14 protein-coding genes and 1 pseudogene are annotated in these 18,060 nt (G+C 59.7%); 9 read left to right on the top strand and 6 right to left on the bottom strand.

What is annotated here, in order from left to right; all coding sequences use genetic code 11:
• The 8 genes and pseudogenes from ACIQU2_RS28385 to ACIQU2_RS28350 form a co-directional block, all read left to right on the top strand.
• Positions 1-257, top strand: a pseudogene (locus ACIQU2_RS28385) (IS4 family transposase); the annotation flags it as partial.
• A 356-nt stretch (positions 258-613) separates the two neighbouring features.
• Positions 614-2,665 (top strand): bifunctional diguanylate cyclase/phosphodiesterase, encoded by a 2,052-nt coding sequence (locus tag ACIQU2_RS28380; RefSeq protein ID WP_134417445.1) that lies wholly within the window; start codon positions 614-616, stop codon positions 2,663-2,665.
• Between the two features lie 208 nt (positions 2,666-2,873).
• On the top strand, positions 2,874-4,220 hold the full coding sequence (locus tag ACIQU2_RS28375; protein WP_403145828.1) for an imelysin family protein: 1,347 nt from the start codon (positions 2,874-2,876) through the stop codon (positions 4,218-4,220).
• Between the two features lie 280 nt (positions 4,221-4,500).
• Positions 4,501-5,928 (top strand): di-heme oxidoredictase family protein, encoded by a 1,428-nt coding sequence (locus tag ACIQU2_RS28370; protein ID WP_403145826.1) that lies wholly within the window; start codon positions 4,501-4,503, stop codon positions 5,926-5,928.
• 26 nt (positions 5,929-5,954) lie between these two features.
• On the top strand, positions 5,955-7,019 hold the full coding sequence (locus ACIQU2_RS28365) for an imelysin family protein (RefSeq protein ID WP_347804442.1): 1,065 nt from the start codon (positions 5,955-5,957) through the stop codon (positions 7,017-7,019).
• Positions 7,020-7,033: 14 nt separating this feature from the next.
• Positions 7,034-8,134 carry a DUF1513 domain-containing protein gene (locus tag ACIQU2_RS28360; RefSeq protein ID WP_403145822.1) on the top strand — a complete coding sequence of 367 codons (1,101 nt, stop codon included), beginning with the start codon at positions 7,034-7,036 and terminating at the stop codon, positions 8,132-8,134.
• Between the two features lie 203 nt (positions 8,135-8,337).
• Entirely contained in the window at positions 8,338-9,486 is a 1,149-nt protein-coding gene (locus ACIQU2_RS28355) for an efflux RND transporter periplasmic adaptor subunit (RefSeq protein ID WP_403145820.1), read from the top strand.
• 13 nt (positions 9,487-9,499) lie between these two features.
• Complete coding sequence (locus tag ACIQU2_RS28350; RefSeq protein WP_403145817.1) at positions 9,500-12,538, top strand: multidrug efflux RND transporter permease subunit; 3,039 nt, start codon at positions 9,500-9,502, stop codon at positions 12,536-12,538.
• Positions 12,539-12,709: 171 nt separating this feature from the next.
• Here the strand turns inward: ACIQU2_RS28350 and ACIQU2_RS28345 are convergent, their stop codons facing one another.
• From ACIQU2_RS28345 to colR, 5 genes are all read right to left on the bottom strand, one after another.
• Positions 12,710-12,937, bottom strand: coding sequence for a hypothetical protein (locus ACIQU2_RS28345; protein WP_081757450.1), 228 nt, complete (start codon positions 12,935-12,937; stop codon positions 12,710-12,712).
• Positions 12,938-12,939: 2 nt separating this feature from the next.
• Positions 12,940-13,653, bottom strand: a complete 714-nt coding sequence (locus tag ACIQU2_RS28340; RefSeq protein ID WP_403145814.1) for a lipopolysaccharide kinase InaA family protein — start codon at positions 13,651-13,653, stop codon at positions 12,940-12,942.
• A gap of 4 nt (positions 13,654-13,657) precedes the next feature.
• Positions 13,658-14,326, bottom strand: coding sequence for a methyltransferase domain-containing protein (locus tag ACIQU2_RS28335; protein ID WP_403145811.1), 669 nt, complete (start codon positions 14,324-14,326; stop codon positions 13,658-13,660).
• 162 nt (positions 14,327-14,488) lie between these two features.
• Positions 14,489-15,772: a sensor histidine kinase gene (locus tag ACIQU2_RS28330; RefSeq protein WP_403145809.1), complete on the bottom strand. Its 1,284-nt coding sequence runs from the start codon at positions 15,770-15,772 to the stop codon at positions 14,489-14,491.
• Complete coding sequence (gene colR, locus ACIQU2_RS28325; RefSeq protein WP_123368483.1) at positions 15,762-16,445, bottom strand: two-component system response regulator ColR; 684 nt, start codon at positions 16,443-16,445, stop codon at positions 15,762-15,764. Before colR ends, ACIQU2_RS28330 begins: the two co-directional genes overlap by 11 nt.
• Before the next feature lie 218 nt (positions 16,446-16,663).
• On the opposite strand from colR, the gene ACIQU2_RS28320 reads away from it, so the two are divergent.
• Positions 16,664-17,407: a phosphatase PAP2 family protein gene (locus ACIQU2_RS28320; protein WP_403145807.1), complete on the top strand. Its 744-nt coding sequence runs from the start codon at positions 16,664-16,666 to the stop codon at positions 17,405-17,407.
• Between the two features lie 158 nt (positions 17,408-17,565).
• On the opposite strand, the gene ACIQU2_RS28315 is transcribed toward ACIQU2_RS28320, so the two are convergent.
• Positions 17,566-18,060: TCP-1/cpn60 chaperonin family protein (locus tag ACIQU2_RS28315; RefSeq protein WP_403145805.1), on the bottom strand; the 495-nt coding region annotated here is incomplete at its 5' end.

Genomic DNA, 18,060 nt, shown 5'->3' with positions numbered 1-18,060 from the left:
TGACGGTGCAGGTACGCAGCGGTTACGAGGGCATGCAGATTGCCTTGCCGCCAGAGCACTTATCCATCCCAATCCGCGCAGGAGGGCTGGCTCAGTACCTGCTGGCGCTGGCCAGAAACGTCCCGCCAAAAACCGTCGCCAAAAGCAAACGAGGTCCGAAGGTGCCCAAATCAAAGGAGTGGCTTGAGGGCAAAGCCGCCAATGCCCACGTGTCAACGGATCGAGTGCTCAAGGCCGCTAAAGTCAAAAGACCTTGAAAGGGATGGCCGTAAGGGCGAAACCCTAAGTGGCCGTTACCGCAGAAATGGATATGTACACAGGGTGTATCCGCAGAAACCAAGGCGATTTCCCACGATGAAACCAGCCTTCAACCCCTTGCCCCAACGCCACAGCCGTCTAACATCAACCAAACGGAAAATATGTCCAAATCCCCCTCAAGTTGAAGGCCCCAACAACCGACACAGTACAAATAGCGCAAATACTCCAAACGACAGCATTTCGGCCAAGCTACAGGCAAAACCCCATGTGATTGATTGTCCCTTTGACTGCCATCACCGGATTGCCAATACTCATGGCAACTTGACGCTACCCGCACGGAACAAGGAATGACTCTTTGAAGCTGGAACTCAAGAACAGCTTATCGGTGAAGTTGCTTCGGGTCGTGCTCCTGTCGGCATTGATCGTCGGCGTGGTCTTGAGCTGCGCGCAGATCGTTTTCGATGCCTATAAAACACGCCAGGCCGTGGCCAGCGATGCCCAACGCATCCTCGACATGTTCCGCGACCCCTCGACCCAGGCCGTCTACAGCCTGGACCGGGAAATGGGTATGCAGGTGATCGAAGGCCTGTTTCAGGACGACGCTGTGCGCAAGGCCTCCATTGGCCATCCCAACGAAGCCATGCTCGCGCAAAAGTCTCGCGAGTTGCAGCATTCCGACAGTCGCTGGCTGACCGACCTGATCCTCGGCAAGGAACGCACCTTCACCACCCAGCTGGTGGGTCGCGGCCCTTACAGCGAGTATTACGGCGACTTGAGCATCACCCTCGACACCGCCACCTACGGCCAGGGCTTCATCGTCAGTTCGGTGATCATCTTCATCTCCGGCGTGTTGCGTGCGATGGCCATGGGGCTGGTGCTGTACCTGGTCTATCACTGGCTGCTGACCAAGCCGCTGTCCCGGATCATCGAACACCTCACGGAAATCAATCCGGATCGCCCCAGCGCACACAAAATCCCGCTACTCAAGGGGCATGAAAAGAACGAACTGGGGATCTGGATCAACACCGCCAACCAGTTGCTCGAGTCAATCGAGCGCAACACTCATTTGCGCCACGAAGCGGAAAACAGTCTGCTACGCATGGCCCAGTACGACTTCCTCACCGGCCTGCCGAACCGCCAGCAATTGCAGCAGCAACTGGACAAAATCCTGGTAGACGCCGGCAGGTTGCAACGTCGGGTCGCGGTATTGGTGGTCGGCCTCGATGACTTCAAGGGCATCAACGAACAATTCAGCTACCAGACCGGCGACCAACTGCTGCTGGCCCTGGCCGATCGCCTGCGAGCTCACAGCGGCCGCCTTGGCGCCCTCGCCCGCCTCGGCGGCGACCAGTTCGCCCTGGTTCAGGCCGACATCGAACAACCCTACGAAGCGGCCGAACTGGCCCAAAGCATTCTCGATGACCTGGAAGCGGCATTTGCCCTCGATCATCAGGAGATTCGCCTGCGCGCCACCATCGGCATCACCCTGTTCCCCGAGGACGGTGACAGCACCGAGAAACTGCTGCAAAAAGCCGAGCAGACCATGACCCTGGCCAAGACTCGCTCGCGCAACCGTTATCAGTTCTATATCGCCAGCGTCGACACCGAGATGCGTCGCCGTCGCGAGCTGGAAAAAGACCTGCGCGACGCCTTGGCCCGTGGCCAGTTCTACCTCGTCTACCAGCCGCAGATCAGCTATCGCGATCACCGGGTGGTGGGTGTCGAGGCGCTGATTCGCTGGCAGCATCCCGAGCACGGGCTGGTTCCACCGGACTTGTTCATCCCCCTGGCCGAGCAGAACGGCACCATCATCGCCATCGGCGAATGGGTGCTGGATCAGGCGTGCAAGCAACTGCGCGACTGGCATGACCAGGGTTTCGTCGACCTGCGCATGGCGGTGAATCTGTCCACGGTGCAGCTGCACCACGCCGAGTTGCCACGGGTAGTCAACAATTTGCTGCAGATGTATCGGCTGCCACCGCGCAGCCTGGAGCTGGAAGTCACCGAAACCGGCCTGATGGAAGACATCAGCACGGCCGCCCAGCACCTGCTGAGTCTGCGCCGCTCCGGTGCGCTGATCGCGATCGACGACTTCGGCACCGGTTACTCGTCATTGAGCTATCTGAAAAGCCTGCCGCTGGACAAGATCAAGATCGACAAGAGCTTCGTTCAGGACCTTCTCGATGACGACGACGATGCGACCATCGTTCGGGCCATCATCCAGCTGGGCAAGAGCCTGGGCATGCAGGTGATTGCCGAAGGCGTGGAAACCGCCGAGCAAGAGGCCTACATCATCTCCGAGGGCTGTCACGAAGGTCAGGGCTATCTCTACAGCAAGCCACTGCCGGCGCGGGAATTGAGCGCGTATCTGAAACAGGCCCAGCGCAGTAACGCGGCTATTTTGTAGAAGATCAAGAAATCGCAGCCTCGTTTCACTCTGTAGGAGCTGTCGAGTGAAACGAGGCTGCGATCTTTTGATCTACCTCACGTGTCCCCGTGAATAAGAAATATTTCCAGCTACAACCCTTTACACATAATGCGAAAGATTTGCATTATGTCGCAGCTTTGCGCGCTTGCTGCGCCATTCCACCCCCTCTCGAAGCAGGATGTTCGCCATGATTCGTATGCCTCTGGCTACCGCCAGTCTGTTGGCCATCGCTATTTCCCTCGCCGGTTGTGGCGAAGGCAAAGACAAAGCTGTCGCTGCGCAAGCACCGACTCCGGCCACCAGCACCACGGCCCCTGCGGCTGCACCTGTCGCTGCCAGTAAAGTCGACGAAGCCGCCGCCAAAGCCGTTGTCGCGCATTACGCCGACATCGTCTTCGCCGTTTACAGCGATGCCGAATCTACCGCGAAGACCCTGCAAACCGCCGTCGACGCCTTCCTCGCCAAGCCGAACGCCGACACCCTGAAAGCTGCCAAGGCTGCCTGGATCGCTGCCCGCGTTCCTTACCTGCAGAGCGAAGTGTTCCGCTTCGGCAACACCATCATCGACGACTGGGAAGGTCAGGTGAACGCCTGGCCACTGGACGAAGGCCTGATCGACTACGTCGACAAATCCTACGAGCACGCACTGGGTAACCCGGGCGCCACGGCCAACATCATCGCCAACACCCAGGTTCAGGTCGGCGAAGACAAGATCGACGTGAAAGACATTACCCCGGCAAAACTCGCCAGCCTGAACGAGCTGGGTGGTTCCGAGGCCAACGTCGCCACCGGCTACCACGCCATCGAATTCCTGCTCTGGGGCCAGGACTTGAACGGCACCGGCCCTGGCGCCGGCAAACGTCCAGCTTCCGACTACCTGGAAGGCAAAGGTGCAACCGGCGGTCATAACGATCGTCGTCGCGCTTACCTGAAGTCCGTGACCCAACTGCTGGTCAGCGACCTGGAAGAAATGGTCGGTAACTGGAAGCCGAACGTGGCCGACAACTACCGCGCCACCCTCGAAGCCGAGCCAGCTGAATCCGGCCTGCGCAAAATGCTGTTCGGCATGGGAAGCCTGTCCCTGGGCGAACTGGCGGGCGAGCGCATGAAGGTTTCCCTGGAAGCCAACTCGCCGGAAGACGAACACGACTGCTTCAGCGACAACACCCACAATTCGCAGTTCTACGATGCCAAAGGCGTACGTAACGTGTACCTGGGCGAATACACCCGCGTCGACGGCACCAAAATGACCGGCGCCAGCCTGTCGTCCCTGGTGGCCAAGGCTGACCCGGCTGCCGATACCGCGCTGAAAGCAGACCTGGCGGCGACCGAAGCCAAGATGCAGGTCATCGTCGATCACGCCAACAAGGGTGAGCACTACGACCAGTTGATCGCCGCCGGCAACACCGCTGGCAACCAGATTGTCCGCGACGCGATCGCTTCCCTGGTCAAGCAAACTGGTTCGATCGAAGCCGCCGCTGGCAAACTGGGCATCAGTGACCTGAACCCGGACAACGCTGATCACGAGTTCTGATCAACGCTGGCTGAATAAAAAGGCGACCTTCGGGTCGCCTTTTTCATGTTCGCCACGACACAATCCCCTGTGGGAGCGAGCTTGCTCGCGATAGCGGTAGCTCATTCAACATTGATGTTGGCTGTGATGGCCCTATCGCGAGCAAGCTCGCTCCCACAGGGGATCACCGTTTCCAAGTAAACCCTGCGCTACATCAACCAAACGATAATTCCTCTTATTCAATCTCCCCCGCCCTGTTAGACTTTGCGCCCCTTGTTTTGCTCGTCTTGCAGGATGTCTGATGCCCTCGCTGCCTCTTCGCTTGTCCGCACTGTTTCTGGCCCTGGGCCTGAGTGCCTGCGATGACGCCCCACGTTTTACCGAGGCCGAACCCGGCGAAGCCCGGTCCGGTGGCAGCGCAACCGTGCGCAAGACCGATCAGAACTCATTTTCCCTGCCGTCCGCCAACCTGCCGCCATCACGGCGCGTGGACTTCAGTGTCGGCAACAGCTTTTTCCGTAATCCCTGGGTGATCGCCCCGTCGACCACTACTGCCAGGGACGGACTCGGGCCGTTGTTCAACACCAACGCCTGCCAGAACTGCCACATCAAGGACGGACGCGGTCATCCGCCCACGCCTGATGCGCAGAACGCCGTGTCGATGCTGGTACGCCTGTCGATTCCCGATACGCCGGCGTATGCCAAGCTTATCGAGCAGCTTGGCGTTGTACCGGAGCCGGTCTACGGCGGACAATTCCAGGACATGTCCGTGCCCGGTGTCGTGCCGGAAGGCAAAGTGCGCGTCGATTACACGACCGTTCCGATTCGCTTCAAGGACGGCACCGAAGTCGAGTTGCGCAAGCCGACGTTGCAGATCACCCAGCTCGGCTACGGCCCGATGCACCCTGACACGCGTTTCTCGGCCAGGGTCGCTCCGCCAATGATTGGCCTGGGCCTGCTCGAAGCGATTCCCGACGAGGCGATCCTGGCCAATGCCGAGGCTCAGGCAAAAGACAAAAACGGCATCGCCGGACGCCCGAACCGGGTCTGGGATGACGCGCAGCAAAAAACCGTTCTCGGGCGATTTGGCTGGAAGGCCGGCCAACCAAACCTCAATCAACAGAATGTTCACGCGTTCTCCGGCGACATGGGCCTCACCACCAGCCTGAGACCCGTTGATGACTGCACCGACGCGCAAACCGCCTGCAAACAGGCAGCGAATGGCAATGGCCCGGATGGCGAGCCGGAAGTCAGCGATAACATCCTGCGCCTGGTGCTGTTCTATAGCCGTAACCTGGCCGTACCGGCCCGCCGCGATGTCAGCGCCCCTGAAGTGCTGGCCGGCAAGAATCTGTTTTTCCAGGCCGGATGCCAGTCCTGCCACACCCCGAAATACACCACCGCCGCCAACGCCGCAGAACCTGAACTGGCCAATCAAGTGATTCGCCCTTACAGCGATCTGCTGCTGCATGACATGGGCGACGGTCTGGCCGACAACCGTACCGAATTCCAGGCCAGTGGCCGCGACTGGCGCACCCCGCCGTTGTGGGGCATCGGCCTGACGCAGGCGGTCAGTGGCCACACCCAGTTTTTGCACGATGGCCGCGCCCGCAATCTGCTCGAAGCCGTGCTCTGGCATGGCGGCGAAGCCACAGCGGCGCAGCAACAGGTTTTGTCTTTCAATGCCGAGCAGCGCGCTGCGTTGCTGGCGTTCTTGAATTCCCTTTAATACGTATTCCATAGCGGGAGCCCGACATGTTCCGTCCCAAATTGTTGTTCACCAGCCTTGCCGCGCTAGCCTTGGGCGCCTGTTCGCCGCAGGATCCGCAGGCCGTCACGTCAGCAGCCATCGCCAAATCGGTGATCCTGCCGACCTACACGCGCTGGGTTGAAGCCGACCGCCAGCTGGCCGTCAGTGCGTTGGCTTACTGCGAAGGCAAGGAAAACCTCGACACCGCCCGCGCCGATTTCCTGCACGCGCAGAAAGCCTGGGCCGAGCTGCAACCGCTGCTGATCGGGCCGCTGGCCGAGGGCAATCGCGCCTGGCAGGTGCAGTTCTGGCCGGACAAGAAAAACCTCGTCGGCCGTCAGGTCGAGCAACTGGTCACCGCACAGCCGCAGATCGATGCTGCTGCCTTGGCCAAGTCGAGCGTTGTGGTTCAAGGCCTTTCCGCCTACGAATACATCCTGTTCGACAGCAAGCCTGATGTGGCCAACGCTGAACAGAAAGCCAAGTACTGCCCGCTGCTGATCGCGATTGGCGAGCGTCAGAAACAACTGGCCGAAGAGATTCTGAAAAGCTGGAACAACACCGACGGCATGCTCGCGCAGATGAGCAAATTCCCGAACCAGCGCTACGCCGATTCCCACGAAGCCATCGCCGATCTGTTGCGCGTGCAAGTCACCGCCCTCGACAGCCTGAAGAAAAAACTCGGCACGCCGATGGGCCGTCAGACGAAGGGTGTGCCGCAACCGTTCCAGGCCGATGCATGGCGCAGCCAGTCGTCCCTGACCGGCCTCGAAGCCAGCCTCGCCGCCGCCAAAACGGTGTGGGAAGGCGTCGACAACAAAGGCCTGCGTGGTCTGTTGCCGAACGAGCAGAAACCCTTGGCCGACAAGATCGACGCCGCTTACGCCGCGTCCCTGAAACTGTTCGCCAGCAACCAGCGCTCGCTGACCGAGATGCTCAATGACGCCGCCGGGCGCCAGCAACTCAGCGACATCTACGACAGCCTAAACGTCGTCCACCGCCTGCACGAAGGCGAACTGGCCAAGGCGCTGGGCATCCAACTGGGCTTCAACGCCAACGATGGTGACTGATGAGGGCAAGTTCCATGCTGCGACGCCAGGCTCTGACGTTAGGTAGTTTGCTGCTGGGTGCGGTGACACTGGGCGGCTGGACGCTGTTCAAGCAGAAGGACAAAAGCCCGCTGCTGCTCTCGGCGCGGGACGATACCGACGGCAACCACTACGCCGTCGGTTACCGGCTGGACGGCACCCGGGTGTTTGCCACCCAGGTCGGCCAGCGTTGCCACGACATCATCAACCACCCGACGCTGCCGATTGCGCTGTTCGTCGCCCGTCGTCCTGGCACCGAGAGTTACCTGATCAACCTGCGCGACGGCACGCTGCTGCAAACCGTGACCTCGCTGCCGAACCGGCACTTCTACGGTCATGCGGTGATTCACAAGAGCGGCGACTGGCTGTACGCCACCGAGAACGACACCTCCGATCCGGGTCGCGGCTTGCTCGGTGTGTATAAGTTCGAAGGTGAGCGGCTGGTGCACAGCGGTGAGATTTCGACTCATGGCGTCGGTCCGCATCAGGTGTCATGGATGCCCGATGGCGAAACCCTGGTGGTGGCCAATGGCGGCATTCGCACCGAGGCCGAAAGCCGCGTCGAGATGAACCTCAACGCCATGGAACCGAGCCTGGTGCTGATGCAACGCGACGGCACCCTGCTGAGCAAGGAAACCCTGGCCCAGCAGATGAACAGCGTGCGTCATTTGGGGATTGCCAGCGACGGCACCATCGTCGCCGGTCAGCAGTTCATGGGGCCGTCTCACGAGTCTTCGGAGCTGCTGGCGATCAAGCGTCCCGGCCAGCCGTTCGTGGCCTTCCCGGTGCCTGAGCATCAGTTGCAGGCCATGGGGCATTACACCGCCAGCGTTGCGGTGCACAGCGAACTGCGCTTGGTGGCGTTGACCGCGCCACGGGGCAACCGCTTTTTCATCTGGGACCTGGACAGCGGTGAAGTGCGCCTGGACGCGCCGCTTCCCGATTGCGCCGGGGTCGGCGCGGTAGCCGATGGCTTTGTCGTGACCTCGGGTCAAGGACGCTGCCGGTTCTACGACTGCCGCCAGACAAGCCTTGTTGCAAAACCCCTCGATCTACCCGCAGGGCTCTGGGACAACCACCTTCACCTGATGGCGTGAGTAACGCCGAAAAGATCGCAGCCTTCGGCAGCTCCTACATTGGAATGCGTACACTCTGTACGAGCTGCCGAAGGCTGCGATCTTTTCAGGCCAACGCCAATCGATAGCCTTACACCCTGTAAGTTCTGCCAGTTGGAATCAACCTCCCACTCGGAGTAATGTGCCCGACTGTCTCACCTGATTTTCTCCAAGGAAGTGGAAATATGCTGCGTCGCCGCATGCTGATCATGTTGGGTGTTGTTCTGCTGATCGTGCTGGTCCTGGCCGGTTACAAAGCCTTCTCCATCTACACGATGATTCAGGGCTTTGCTGTGCCGAAGCCGGCGATCAGTGTCGCCGTGGCCACTGCCACCGAACGGCCGTGGCAAGCCCGCCTGCCGACCGTCGGCACCCTCAAGGCGCTGCAAGGTGTCGACCTGAGCCTGGAGATCGCCGGCACCGTCACGGACGTGCAGTTTGAGTCAGGGCAGAAGGTCAAAGCCGGCCAACCCATCGTTCAACTCGACAGCGCCGTGGAAACCGCCCTGCTGGAAACCGCCCTGGCCGACCTCGGGCTGGCCCAGGTGGATTACAACCGCGGCAGCCAACTGGTGGGCAGCCAGGCCATTTCCAAAGGCGAGTTCGACCGACTCTCGGCGGTATTTAAAAAGAATAAGGCCACGGTCAATCAGCTCAAGGCTTCACTCGAGAAAAAACGCATCGTCGCGCCGTTCAGCGGGACCATCGGCATTCGCCAGGTGGACGTCGGTGACTACGTGGCCAGCGGCACCATGATCGCCACTCTGCAAGACCTCCGCAGCCTCTATGTAGACTTCTTCGTGCCCGAGCAGTCGGTACCGAAGATCGCCCTCGGCCAACCGGTACAGATCGTTGTCGCGGCCTACCCGACACAAACCTTCCCCGGCACCATCAGCGCGATCAACCCGAAAGTCGAAAACAGCACGCGCAACGTCCAGGTCCGCGCGACCCTGGCCAACCCCGACGGCAAACTGCTGCCGGGGATGTTCGCCAGCCTGCAAGTGCTGTTGCCCGACCCGCAGCCGCGCATTGTCGTGCCGGAAAGCGCGATCACTTACACGCTGTACGGCAACTCACTCTATGTCGTCGCGCAGAAAAAAGCCGAAGACGGCAGCCTGGAAAAAGACGACAAGGGCCAGCCGATCCTGATCGCCGAACGGCGCTTCATCGAAACCGGCGAGCGCCGCGATGGGCAAGTGATGATCACCAAAGGTGTGCAGAACGGCGAAAAAGTGGTCACGGCCGGCCAGATCAAACTGGACAACGGCGCACACATTGCGATCAGCGACGACAAGACCTTAGCCGAGAAGAACAGCCCGCCGCGCGCGGACTGATCAAGGAATCCCCATGGCTTTTACCGACCCGTTCATCCGCCGCCCGGTGCTCGCCACCGTGGTCAGCCTGTTGATTGTGCTGCTGGGCTTCCAGGCCTGGAGCAAGTTGCCGCTGCGCCAATATCCACAAATGGAAAACGCCCTGATCACGGTGACCACCGCTTATCCCGGGGCCAACGCCGAAACCATTCAGGGCTACATCACCCAACCGATGCAGCAAAGTCTGGCCAGTGCCGAGGGCATCGACTACATGACCTCGGTCAGTCGCCAGAACTTCTCGGTGATCTCGATCTACGCGCGCATCGGCTCCAACAGCGATCGCTTGTTCACCGAACTGCTGGCCAAGGCCAACGAGGTGAAGAACCAGCTGCCTCAGGACGCCGAAGACCCGGTACTGAGCAAAGAAGCCGCCGACGCCTCGGCACTGATGTACATCAGCTTCTTCAGCAAGGAGCTGAGCAACCCACAAATTACCGACTACCTGTCGCGGGTCATCCAGCCGAAACTGGCGACCCTGCCGGGCATGGCCGAAGCCGAGATTCTCGGCAACCAGGTATTTGCCATGCGTCTATGGCTGGACCCGGTCAAGCTGGCCGGTTTCGGCCTGAGTGCCAGCGACGTGACCGATGCGGTGCGCAAATACAACTTCCTCTCCGCCGCCGGCGAAGTGAAAGGCGAGTACGTCGTCACCAGCATCAACGCCAATACCGAGCTTAAGTCCGCCGAAGCCTTTGCCGCGATTCCGCTCAAGGTCGAGGGCGACAGTCGCGTGCTGCTCAGCGATGTGGCGCGGGTTGAAATGGGTGCGGAAAACTACGATTCGATCAGCTCCTTCGGCGGCACCCCTTCGGTGTACATCGGCATCAAGGCCACGCCAGGCGCCAACCCGCTGGACGTGATCAAGGAAGTGCGCAAGATCATGCCGGACCTGGAAGCCCAGCTGCCGCCGAACCTCAAAGGTGAAATCGCCTACGACGCCACGCTGTTTATCCAGGCCTCGATCGACGAAGTGGTGAAAACCCTGTTTGAAGCAGTGCTGATCGTCATCGTGGTGGTGTTCCTGTTCCTCGGCGCGCTGCGTTCGGTGGTGATCCCGGTAGTCACCATCCCGCTGTCGATGATCGGCGTGATGTTCTTCATGCAGATGATGGGCTACTCGATCAATCTGCTGACGTTGTTGGCGATGGTATTGGCCATCGGCCTGGTGGTGGACGATGCCATTGTGGTGGTGGAAAACATCCACCGGCACATCGAAGAAGGCAAGACGCCGCTGGATGCGGCCATCGAAGGCGCCCGGGAAATCGCCATGCCGGTGGTCTCGATGACCATCACGCTGGCGGCGGTCTATGCGCCGATCGGCTTCCTGACGGGGCTCACGGGGGCGCTGTTCAAGGAGTTCGCCCTGACCCTGGCCGGCGCGGTGGTGATCTCCGGCATCGTCGCCCTGACCCTGTCGCCAATGATGTGCGCCTTCCTGCTGCGTCACGACGAAAATCCCAGCGGCCTGGCCCATCGCCTGGACCTGATTTTCGAAGGCCTCAAGCGCCGTTACCAAAGCATGCTCCACGGCACCCTCAACACCCGGCCGGTGGTGCTGGTGTTCGCGGTGATCGTGCTGTGCCTGATTCCGGTGCTGCTCACGTTTACCAAGTCGGAACTGGCGCCGGACGAAGACCAGGGCATCATTTTCATGATCGCCAACGCCCCGCAACCGGCCAACCTCGACTACCTGAGCACCTACACTGACGAGTTCGTCACGATCTTCAAGACGTTTCCCGAGTACTACTCGTCGTTCCAGATCAATGGCTTCAACGGCGTGCAATCGGGGATCGGCGGCTTCCTGCTCAAGCCGTGGAACGAACGCAGCCGCACGCAAATGCAGATCTTGCCCGAGGTACAGGCCAAACTGGAGAGCATTTCCGGATTGCAAATCTTCGGCTTCAACCTGCCCTCCCTGCCCGGCACCGGCGAGGGGCTGCCGTTTCAGTTCGTCATCAATACCGCCAACGATTACGAGTCGCTGCTACAAGTGACCGACCGAATCAAAAAAAGGGCAATGGAGTCCGGCAAGTTCGCCTTCGTCGACCTCGACCTGGCGTTCGACAAACCTGAAGTGGTGGTGGATATCGATCGCGCCAAGGCCGCACAGATGGGTGTTTCCATGCAGGACCTGGGCGGGACGCTCGCGACATTGCTGGGTGAGGCGGAGATCAACCGTTTCACTATTGAAGGTCGCAGCTACAAAGTCATCGCGCAGGTCGAACGGCCCTTCCGGGATAACCCTGACTGGCTGAATAACTATTACGTCAAGAACACCCAAGGCCAACTGCTGGCCCTGTCGACCCTGATCACCGTGACCGACCGGGCGCGTCCACGGCAGTTGAACCAGTTCCAGCAACTCAACTCGGCCATCCTGTCCGGCGTGCCGCTAGTCAGCATGGGTGAAGCCATCGACACCGTGCGCCAGATCGCGCGGGAAGAGGCGCCGGTGGGTTATGCCTTCGACTATGCCGGCGCATCCCGGCAATACGTCCAGGAAGGCAGTGCGCTGTGGGTCACCTTCGCCCTGGCGCTGGCGATCATTTTCCTGGTACTGGCCGCCCAGTTCGAAAGCTTCCGCGATCCGCTGGTGATTCTGGTGACCGTGCCGTTGTCGATCTGTGGTGCGCTGATCCCGCTGTTCCTGGGCTGGTCGAGCATGAACATCTACACCCAGGTCGGCCTGGTGACGTTGATCGGGCTGATCAGCAAGCACGGAATCCTGATCGTCGAATTCGCCAACCAGTTACGCAAGGACAAAGGCCTGACGCCGCGAGAGGCCGTGGAGGAAGCGGCGGCCATTCGTCTGCGTCCGGTGTTGATGACCACTGCTGCGATGGTGTTCGGCATGGTGCCGTTGATCATCGCCACGGGGGCGGGCGCCGTCAGCCGGTTCGACATCGGCATGGTGATCGCCACGGGGATGTCGATCGGGACGTTGTTTACGTTGTTTGTGTTGCCGTGCGTGTACACGTTGCTGGCTAAACCCGATAAACCCAAAGAACACTCATAACCCTGTGGGAGCGAGCTTGCTCGCGATAGCGGTGGCGCAATCAGCATTGAGGTGACTGTCACACCGCTATCGCGAGCAAGCTCGCTCCCACATGGACGGTGCAAGGCTCGAAAGTCGGGAATAAAAAAAGGCCTCGCATCAGCGAGGCCTTTTATTTGGGCTTCAATTTATTCAACTTTGTGGCCTCAATCCTTGAGAAAGTCCGAACATGAACAGCAATAAATCATGATCGGGTTGGGATGCCACGGATGCCTTCGCAACCCGTGGCAACGGACAGTGCGCGTCGCCATTCACTGAACTGAGGACTTGCGTGCGGGGCTGCTCCCAAGCCGCCACCGCTAGTGAAGCAACTGCCAAGGCTCCTATTAAAAATACACCTCGTGCAATTTCGAGTTTCATTGCTATAAACCCTTGATAGCGCTGCCAAACGCCGTCTTATAAAAGTAGACGAGTTTCTGCCAGTCCGTCGTGCTGAACGACGAGTGGCGACGCAGTTGCTTCATGTCATGAGAAGCCGCTTGCCGGGCGGTAAAACGCTGCCGACATTTCTCCAGATCGATCAAGGCCACTTCAACTTTGGCAGCCTCGCCTTCGCCGGTGATGCGCACGAATACGTGCTTGACGTAGAGGCAGCTGTGCTGCCAGCGGCCCTTGTGCATCCGGGCCAGGCTCTCGGCCAGTTCCTTCAACACTCGATCATGCACAGCCTCACCGTGATGCTCGCGACCGCCGCCAGCGTACCAGTGTTCGATTTCCTCGAAGCCGTCCAGCGACTTGGTGACCAGCAATGCGCGCCATTTATGCACCGGATCGCGCTGTGCACCGCAGAAAACGATTTCCGGAACGAGAACGTCGAGCAGGTTCAGGCCGATGAGCGCATCGCGCTCGCGCAACACCGTCGGCCGACCGAACGGGTGCAACAAGCTGCGATGGATATGCCCGGTCTGACGTTTAACGTAAAGCAACTGTCCATTGCTGCTCACGACGCGCTGCACGCCACTTTCTCCACCGCGACGGATGTTGGGTTCTTCTACCCACTCACCGCGCTGATTCCAGAAATAGTCGAAGCGGTCCTGAGGAGCGACGTCCGTTTCTGCTGCACATTGCACTGCCATACTGTTACCTCTTGCGTAATACGTAGACCCGCCACATGGCATAGAGCGGTAAAAAGTCCAGTTGTTCCTGGATACGAAAACCCGCCTGCTCAAATTCCTTTTCAACCGTAGCAGCCGGTAACACAAATCGATTTTGGTAACCTTCCTGCTCACGGGTTTTCTCGAGGCGCTTGCGTTTCCACGCTTTGAAATTGCCGTCCACCCACAGAGAAAGGATCACGCTATCACGCGTGACGCGCTCGAATTCACGCAAAATGGCCAGTCGATGCTCGGCTTCACCGATGTGATGGAGCAAACGCATGCAGAAAATGCTGTCGACGGCGTTTTCAGGTAAGGCGATGTCGAATGCAGAAGTGTGCAAGGGTTGTACCCGTTTCACCACCTCGGCAGGTTGCGACTGCATGGCAATCTTCAGCATGGATTCGGAGTTGTCGGCCCCAATGATCGCACGATTGGTTTTTTCCGCCAGCAATGGCCAAAAGCGCCCCGCACCGCAGGGCAAATCGAGGATCAGCCCCGGCTCACCGACCAGTGCCAGCGCCTTGTGTGCCAGTTGCTCGTCACGCCAGTGAGACACGCGGCGGCCAAGGCCATCCTTATGCTTGCGCAGGTATCGTTGAGCGTGTTGATCGTCGTATTTTTCGGAAAAATCAAGTTTGATCGGGCCGGCCATCACCAAGGTCTCCTTAGCTGCTGATGGCACCCACGATAGGTAGCGCCGTGTCAGCGACAGGTCATTCCTTTGTGAAAAAAATGTCATGTAAAACCCCAAGTTATTTCGAGGTTTTGCAGGGCGCCAACAACTGCTCCGGGATACGGCGCTGCAATAGGCCGATCAATTCATATGCGACGGATACAGCTCCACCTCAAAACGACAACCATGGGGCTCCATGTTCGTCAGGCTGACGTCCCACCCCTGGTTTTCACAGATCCGCTGCACCAGTGACAGCCCAAGCCCCAAGCCCTCACCGCGCTTCTCGTTGCCCCGCACGAACGGCTCGAACATGGCCTCGCGTTTTTCCTCGGGAATGCCCACGCCACTGTCCTCGACCATGAAACCCGTGGCCGTCAGGGTCAGGTGGATGAACCCGCGTTCGGTGTAATGCAGCGCGTTACGCAGCAGGTTGCCCATGACCGCGTGCAGAAGGGTTGCGTTGTAGCACGTGTTGGCCGGATTGCCCGGTTCAAAGATTAGCGCCAACCCCTTGGCCTCGATCGGCTCGCGCCACTGATTGAGCAGTCCATCGGCTACCTGGCTCAGGGTCTGCTGGGGCGACATGCTGGCGTCTTCGCGTTGTGCGCGGGCCAACATCAGGAAGGTTTGCACCAGCTCGCGCATCTCTTCACAAGCGCGGGCGATTCGCTCGACCTGTGCACGTCCACGCTGATCGATACCGGGGTTTTCCAGCAGCAGCTCGCAGGAACTGGCCAGCACCATCAATGGCGTGCGCAGCTCGTGGCTCACGTCACTGGTGAACAACCGTTCGCGGGTCAACGCCTGGCGCAAGCGCCCGAGGGTGGCGTCGAAGGCCACGGCCAACTCGCCCACCTCATCAGCGGCGTAATCCGGCGCCAGCGGTGGAGCAAGACCCAATAATTGATCACGGTGACGGACCTGACGGGCCAGTCGCACCACGGGCGCCATCACTTTGCGCGCCAGTACCCAGCCAAGAAACACCGCCAACGCCAGACTCAGGACGAAGCCCACCAGCACCACGGCAAACAGCACCCGTTCACGCTCTTCGAAATCGCTCTGATCCTGCAACAGCACATAACGCCGACCATCGACGACTTCGACCATCGCGTGATACGACAGCTGTTCGCGAAACACTTCGTGAAAGCCCGGGCCCAGGTGCCGCAGGTCCTTGGGGAGTTCGAAGTCGCCGGGCCCGCCGCTGAAATAGAACATTTGGTCCGGCTCGGGACGGTGGCTCCAGTCCGACACGCTGTCCATCAGCAACAGACGCTGTAAATCGCCGCCCAGACCAGCCGAAATCAGTTTTTCTTCGACCAGGTGCACGGTCGCCACAATGCCCATGGCGAACGCCCCTGCCACCAATGCGCTCATCAGCGCAAAGGCGATGATGATCCGTTGAGCAAGGCTCTGTTTAAACTCCATCTCGGCCCTCGGCCAAGCGATAACCCACACCGTGCACGGTTTGCAGCAACGGTTTGGCGAACGGCTTGTCGATCACCTGGCGCAATTGATGGACGTGGCTGCGCAGGCTGTCGCTGTCCGGGCAGTCATCACCCCACAGCGCCTCTTCGAGAATTTCGCGGCGCAGTACGTGAGGACTTTTTTGCATCAACACGGCCAGCAACTTCAGGCCCACCGGGTTGAGTTTCAGCAGACGACCTTCGCGGGTCACTTCCAGGGTATCGAGGTCGTAGATCAGATCGCTGACCTGCAAGGTGCGACGGCCGCCACCCTGGGCGCGACGCATGACCGCCTCGATGCGCGCCGCCAATTCAGACAGGGCAAAGGGTTTGATCAGGTAGTCATCGGCGCCGGACTTGAAGCCTTGCAGCCGGTCGTCCAGTTGATCGCGAGCGGTGAGCATGATCACCGGCGTGTCGCGGCGCGCGTCTTCACGCAGACGCTTGCACAGGGTGTAACCGTCGATGCCCGGCAACATGATGTCGAGCACGATCAGGTCGTAATGCTCGGTGGCCGCCAGGTGCAAGCCTGACAAACCGTCCTGCGCGCAATCCACGGTATAACCTTTGAGCCCCAGGTAATCGGCCAGATTGGCCAGGATATCGCGGTTGTCTTCAACCAATAGAATTCGCATGGGTATCTCCTGCGTACACAGTAACGGCCGTCTTGGCCCGCGCAGCTTAAGGCCAAGTGTGGCTGAGGGCTAGGACTGTGTGCAGTTGCAAATCCACCCCATAAACCCGGGGCAACTTTAACGACTTTTTCACTATCGATTCACACGCCGACGACAGGATCAGGCTCAAACTCCGCGCGGCTGCGTTTTCAGAACATTTCACCGACCAAGGAACTGCCATGGTTTCGACTGCTGTCCGCCCCGCCTCCCGCCCACTGAACTTCTGGGTGTGCCTGGGCGTTCCCGCCATTGCGGCGATCATTCTGATGCTGCTCGAACTGACGTCTCTGGACATGGACCTTGCCAAACTACTCTATGACCCGGTCGCGAGGGATTTCATCGGGCGGCACAGTTACTTCCTGGAAGAGATCCTGCATGACCGCGCCAAGCAGGTGGTCATCGCCTTCTCGGTGTTGGCCATCGTCGGTTTCATCGCCTCCTTTTTCATGGACAGGCTCAAACCGATCAAACGGGAACTGGGCTGCCTGGTGCTGTCTCTGGCGCTGGCGACCTCCTTTGTCACGCCAGTCAAAGCGGTGACGGCCGTTCAATGCCCATGGAGCCTGGAGCAGTTCGGTGGTCACGAGACCTACAGCGAGTTACTCAGCCCTCGCCCGCACACCGATAAGCCGGGCCGTTGCTGGCCCGGCGGTCATGCGGCAACCGGTTTCACACTGTTTGCGCTGTTCTTTGTCCTGCGTGACCGTCGTCCGCGCCTGGCGCGCAAGGCGTTTGTGTTCGCTTTCGCGTTGGGCACGGTGTTTTCCATCAGCCGGATGATGCAGGGCGCGCACTTCTTTTCGCACAATGTGTGGACGGCGATTTTCTGCTGGCTGATTTGTCTGGGGGCGTATTACTACATCCTTTATCTCCCGGCGGCGAAGGATGAGCGAGAGACCAAGGCAGAACCGGTCAAGGCCTGAGGAAAGATCAAAAGATCGCAGGCTTCGCCAGCTCCTACAGGGGATCGCGTGCTTTTGTAGGAGCTGCCGCAGGCTGCGATCTTTTGACTTTATAGAGGGCAGTAAAAAGCCCCGCCTGCTTATCGCAGGCGGGGCTTTTTTATAGGGGTAAGGCTGGCTTACATCATGCCGCCCATGCCGCCCATACCGCCCATGTCTGGCATGCCGCCGCCAGCTGGACCGTCTTCCTTGATCTCGGCGATCATGGCTTCGGTGGTGATCATCAGGCTGGCGATGGAAGCTGCTGCCTGAAGAGCCGAACGAGTCACTTTAGCCGGGTCGAGGATGCCCATTTCGATCATGTCGCCGTATTCGCCGGTAGCAGCGTTGTAACCGTAGTTACCCGAACCCTGCTTGACCTTGTCGACAACTACGCTTGGCTCGTCGCCGGAGTTGGCAACGATCTGGCGCAGTGGCGCTTCAACAGCGCGACGCAGCAACTGGATACCCACGTCTTGATCGGCGTTATCGCCTTTCAGCTCGGAGATTGCCTGCAGAGCGCGAACCAGTGCCACGCCACCGCCAGGTACCACGCCTTCTTCAACGGCTGCACGGGTAGCGTGCAGGGCGTCTTCAACGCGGGCTTTCTTCTCTTTCATTTCAACTTCGGAACC

The organism is Pseudomonas sp. NPDC098740 (genome assembly GCF_044760065.1).
Classification (GTDB): Bacteria; Pseudomonadota; Gammaproteobacteria; order Pseudomonadales; family Pseudomonadaceae; genus Aquipseudomonas; species Aquipseudomonas rossensis.
This window is presented reverse-complemented; position numbering and strand designations above follow the sequence as displayed.

What these genes read in the sequence shown, in the direction of transcription:
- ACIQU2_RS28335 (WP_403145811.1), bottom strand. Translation starts at nt 14,326, where the DNA reads ATGGCCGGCCCGATCAAACTTGATTTTTCCGAAAAATACGACGATCAA.
- ACIQU2_RS28375 (WP_403145828.1), top strand. Translation starts at nt 2,874, where the DNA reads ATGATTCGTATGCCTCTGGCTACCGCCAGTCTGTTGGCCATCGCTATT.
- ACIQU2_RS28365 (WP_347804442.1), top strand. Translation starts at nt 5,955, where the DNA reads ATGTTCCGTCCCAAATTGTTGTTCACCAGCCTTGCCGCGCTAGCCTTG.
- colR (WP_123368483.1), bottom strand. Translation starts at nt 16,445, where the DNA reads ATGCGAATTCTATTGGTTGAAGACAACCGCGATATCCTGGCCAATCTG.
- ACIQU2_RS28345 (WP_081757450.1), bottom strand. Translation starts at nt 12,937, where the DNA reads ATGAAACTCGAAATTGCACGAGGTGTATTTTTAATAGGAGCCTTGGCA.
- ACIQU2_RS28360 (WP_403145822.1), top strand. Translation starts at nt 7,034, where the DNA reads ATGCTGCGACGCCAGGCTCTGACGTTAGGTAGTTTGCTGCTGGGTGCG.
- ACIQU2_RS28350 (WP_403145817.1), top strand. Translation starts at nt 9,500, where the DNA reads ATGGCTTTTACCGACCCGTTCATCCGCCGCCCGGTGCTCGCCACCGTG.
- ACIQU2_RS28340 (WP_403145814.1), bottom strand. Translation starts at nt 13,653, where the DNA reads ATGGCAGTGCAATGTGCAGCAGAAACGGACGTCGCTCCTCAGGACCGC.
- ACIQU2_RS28320 (WP_403145807.1), top strand. Translation starts at nt 16,664, where the DNA reads ATGGTTTCGACTGCTGTCCGCCCCGCCTCCCGCCCACTGAACTTCTGG.
- ACIQU2_RS28370 (WP_403145826.1), top strand. Translation starts at nt 4,501, where the DNA reads ATGCCCTCGCTGCCTCTTCGCTTGTCCGCACTGTTTCTGGCCCTGGGC.
- ACIQU2_RS28330 (WP_403145809.1), bottom strand. Translation starts at nt 15,772, where the DNA reads ATGGAGTTTAAACAGAGCCTTGCTCAACGGATCATCATCGCCTTTGCG.
- ACIQU2_RS28355 (WP_403145820.1), top strand. Translation starts at nt 8,338, where the DNA reads ATGCTGCGTCGCCGCATGCTGATCATGTTGGGTGTTGTTCTGCTGATC.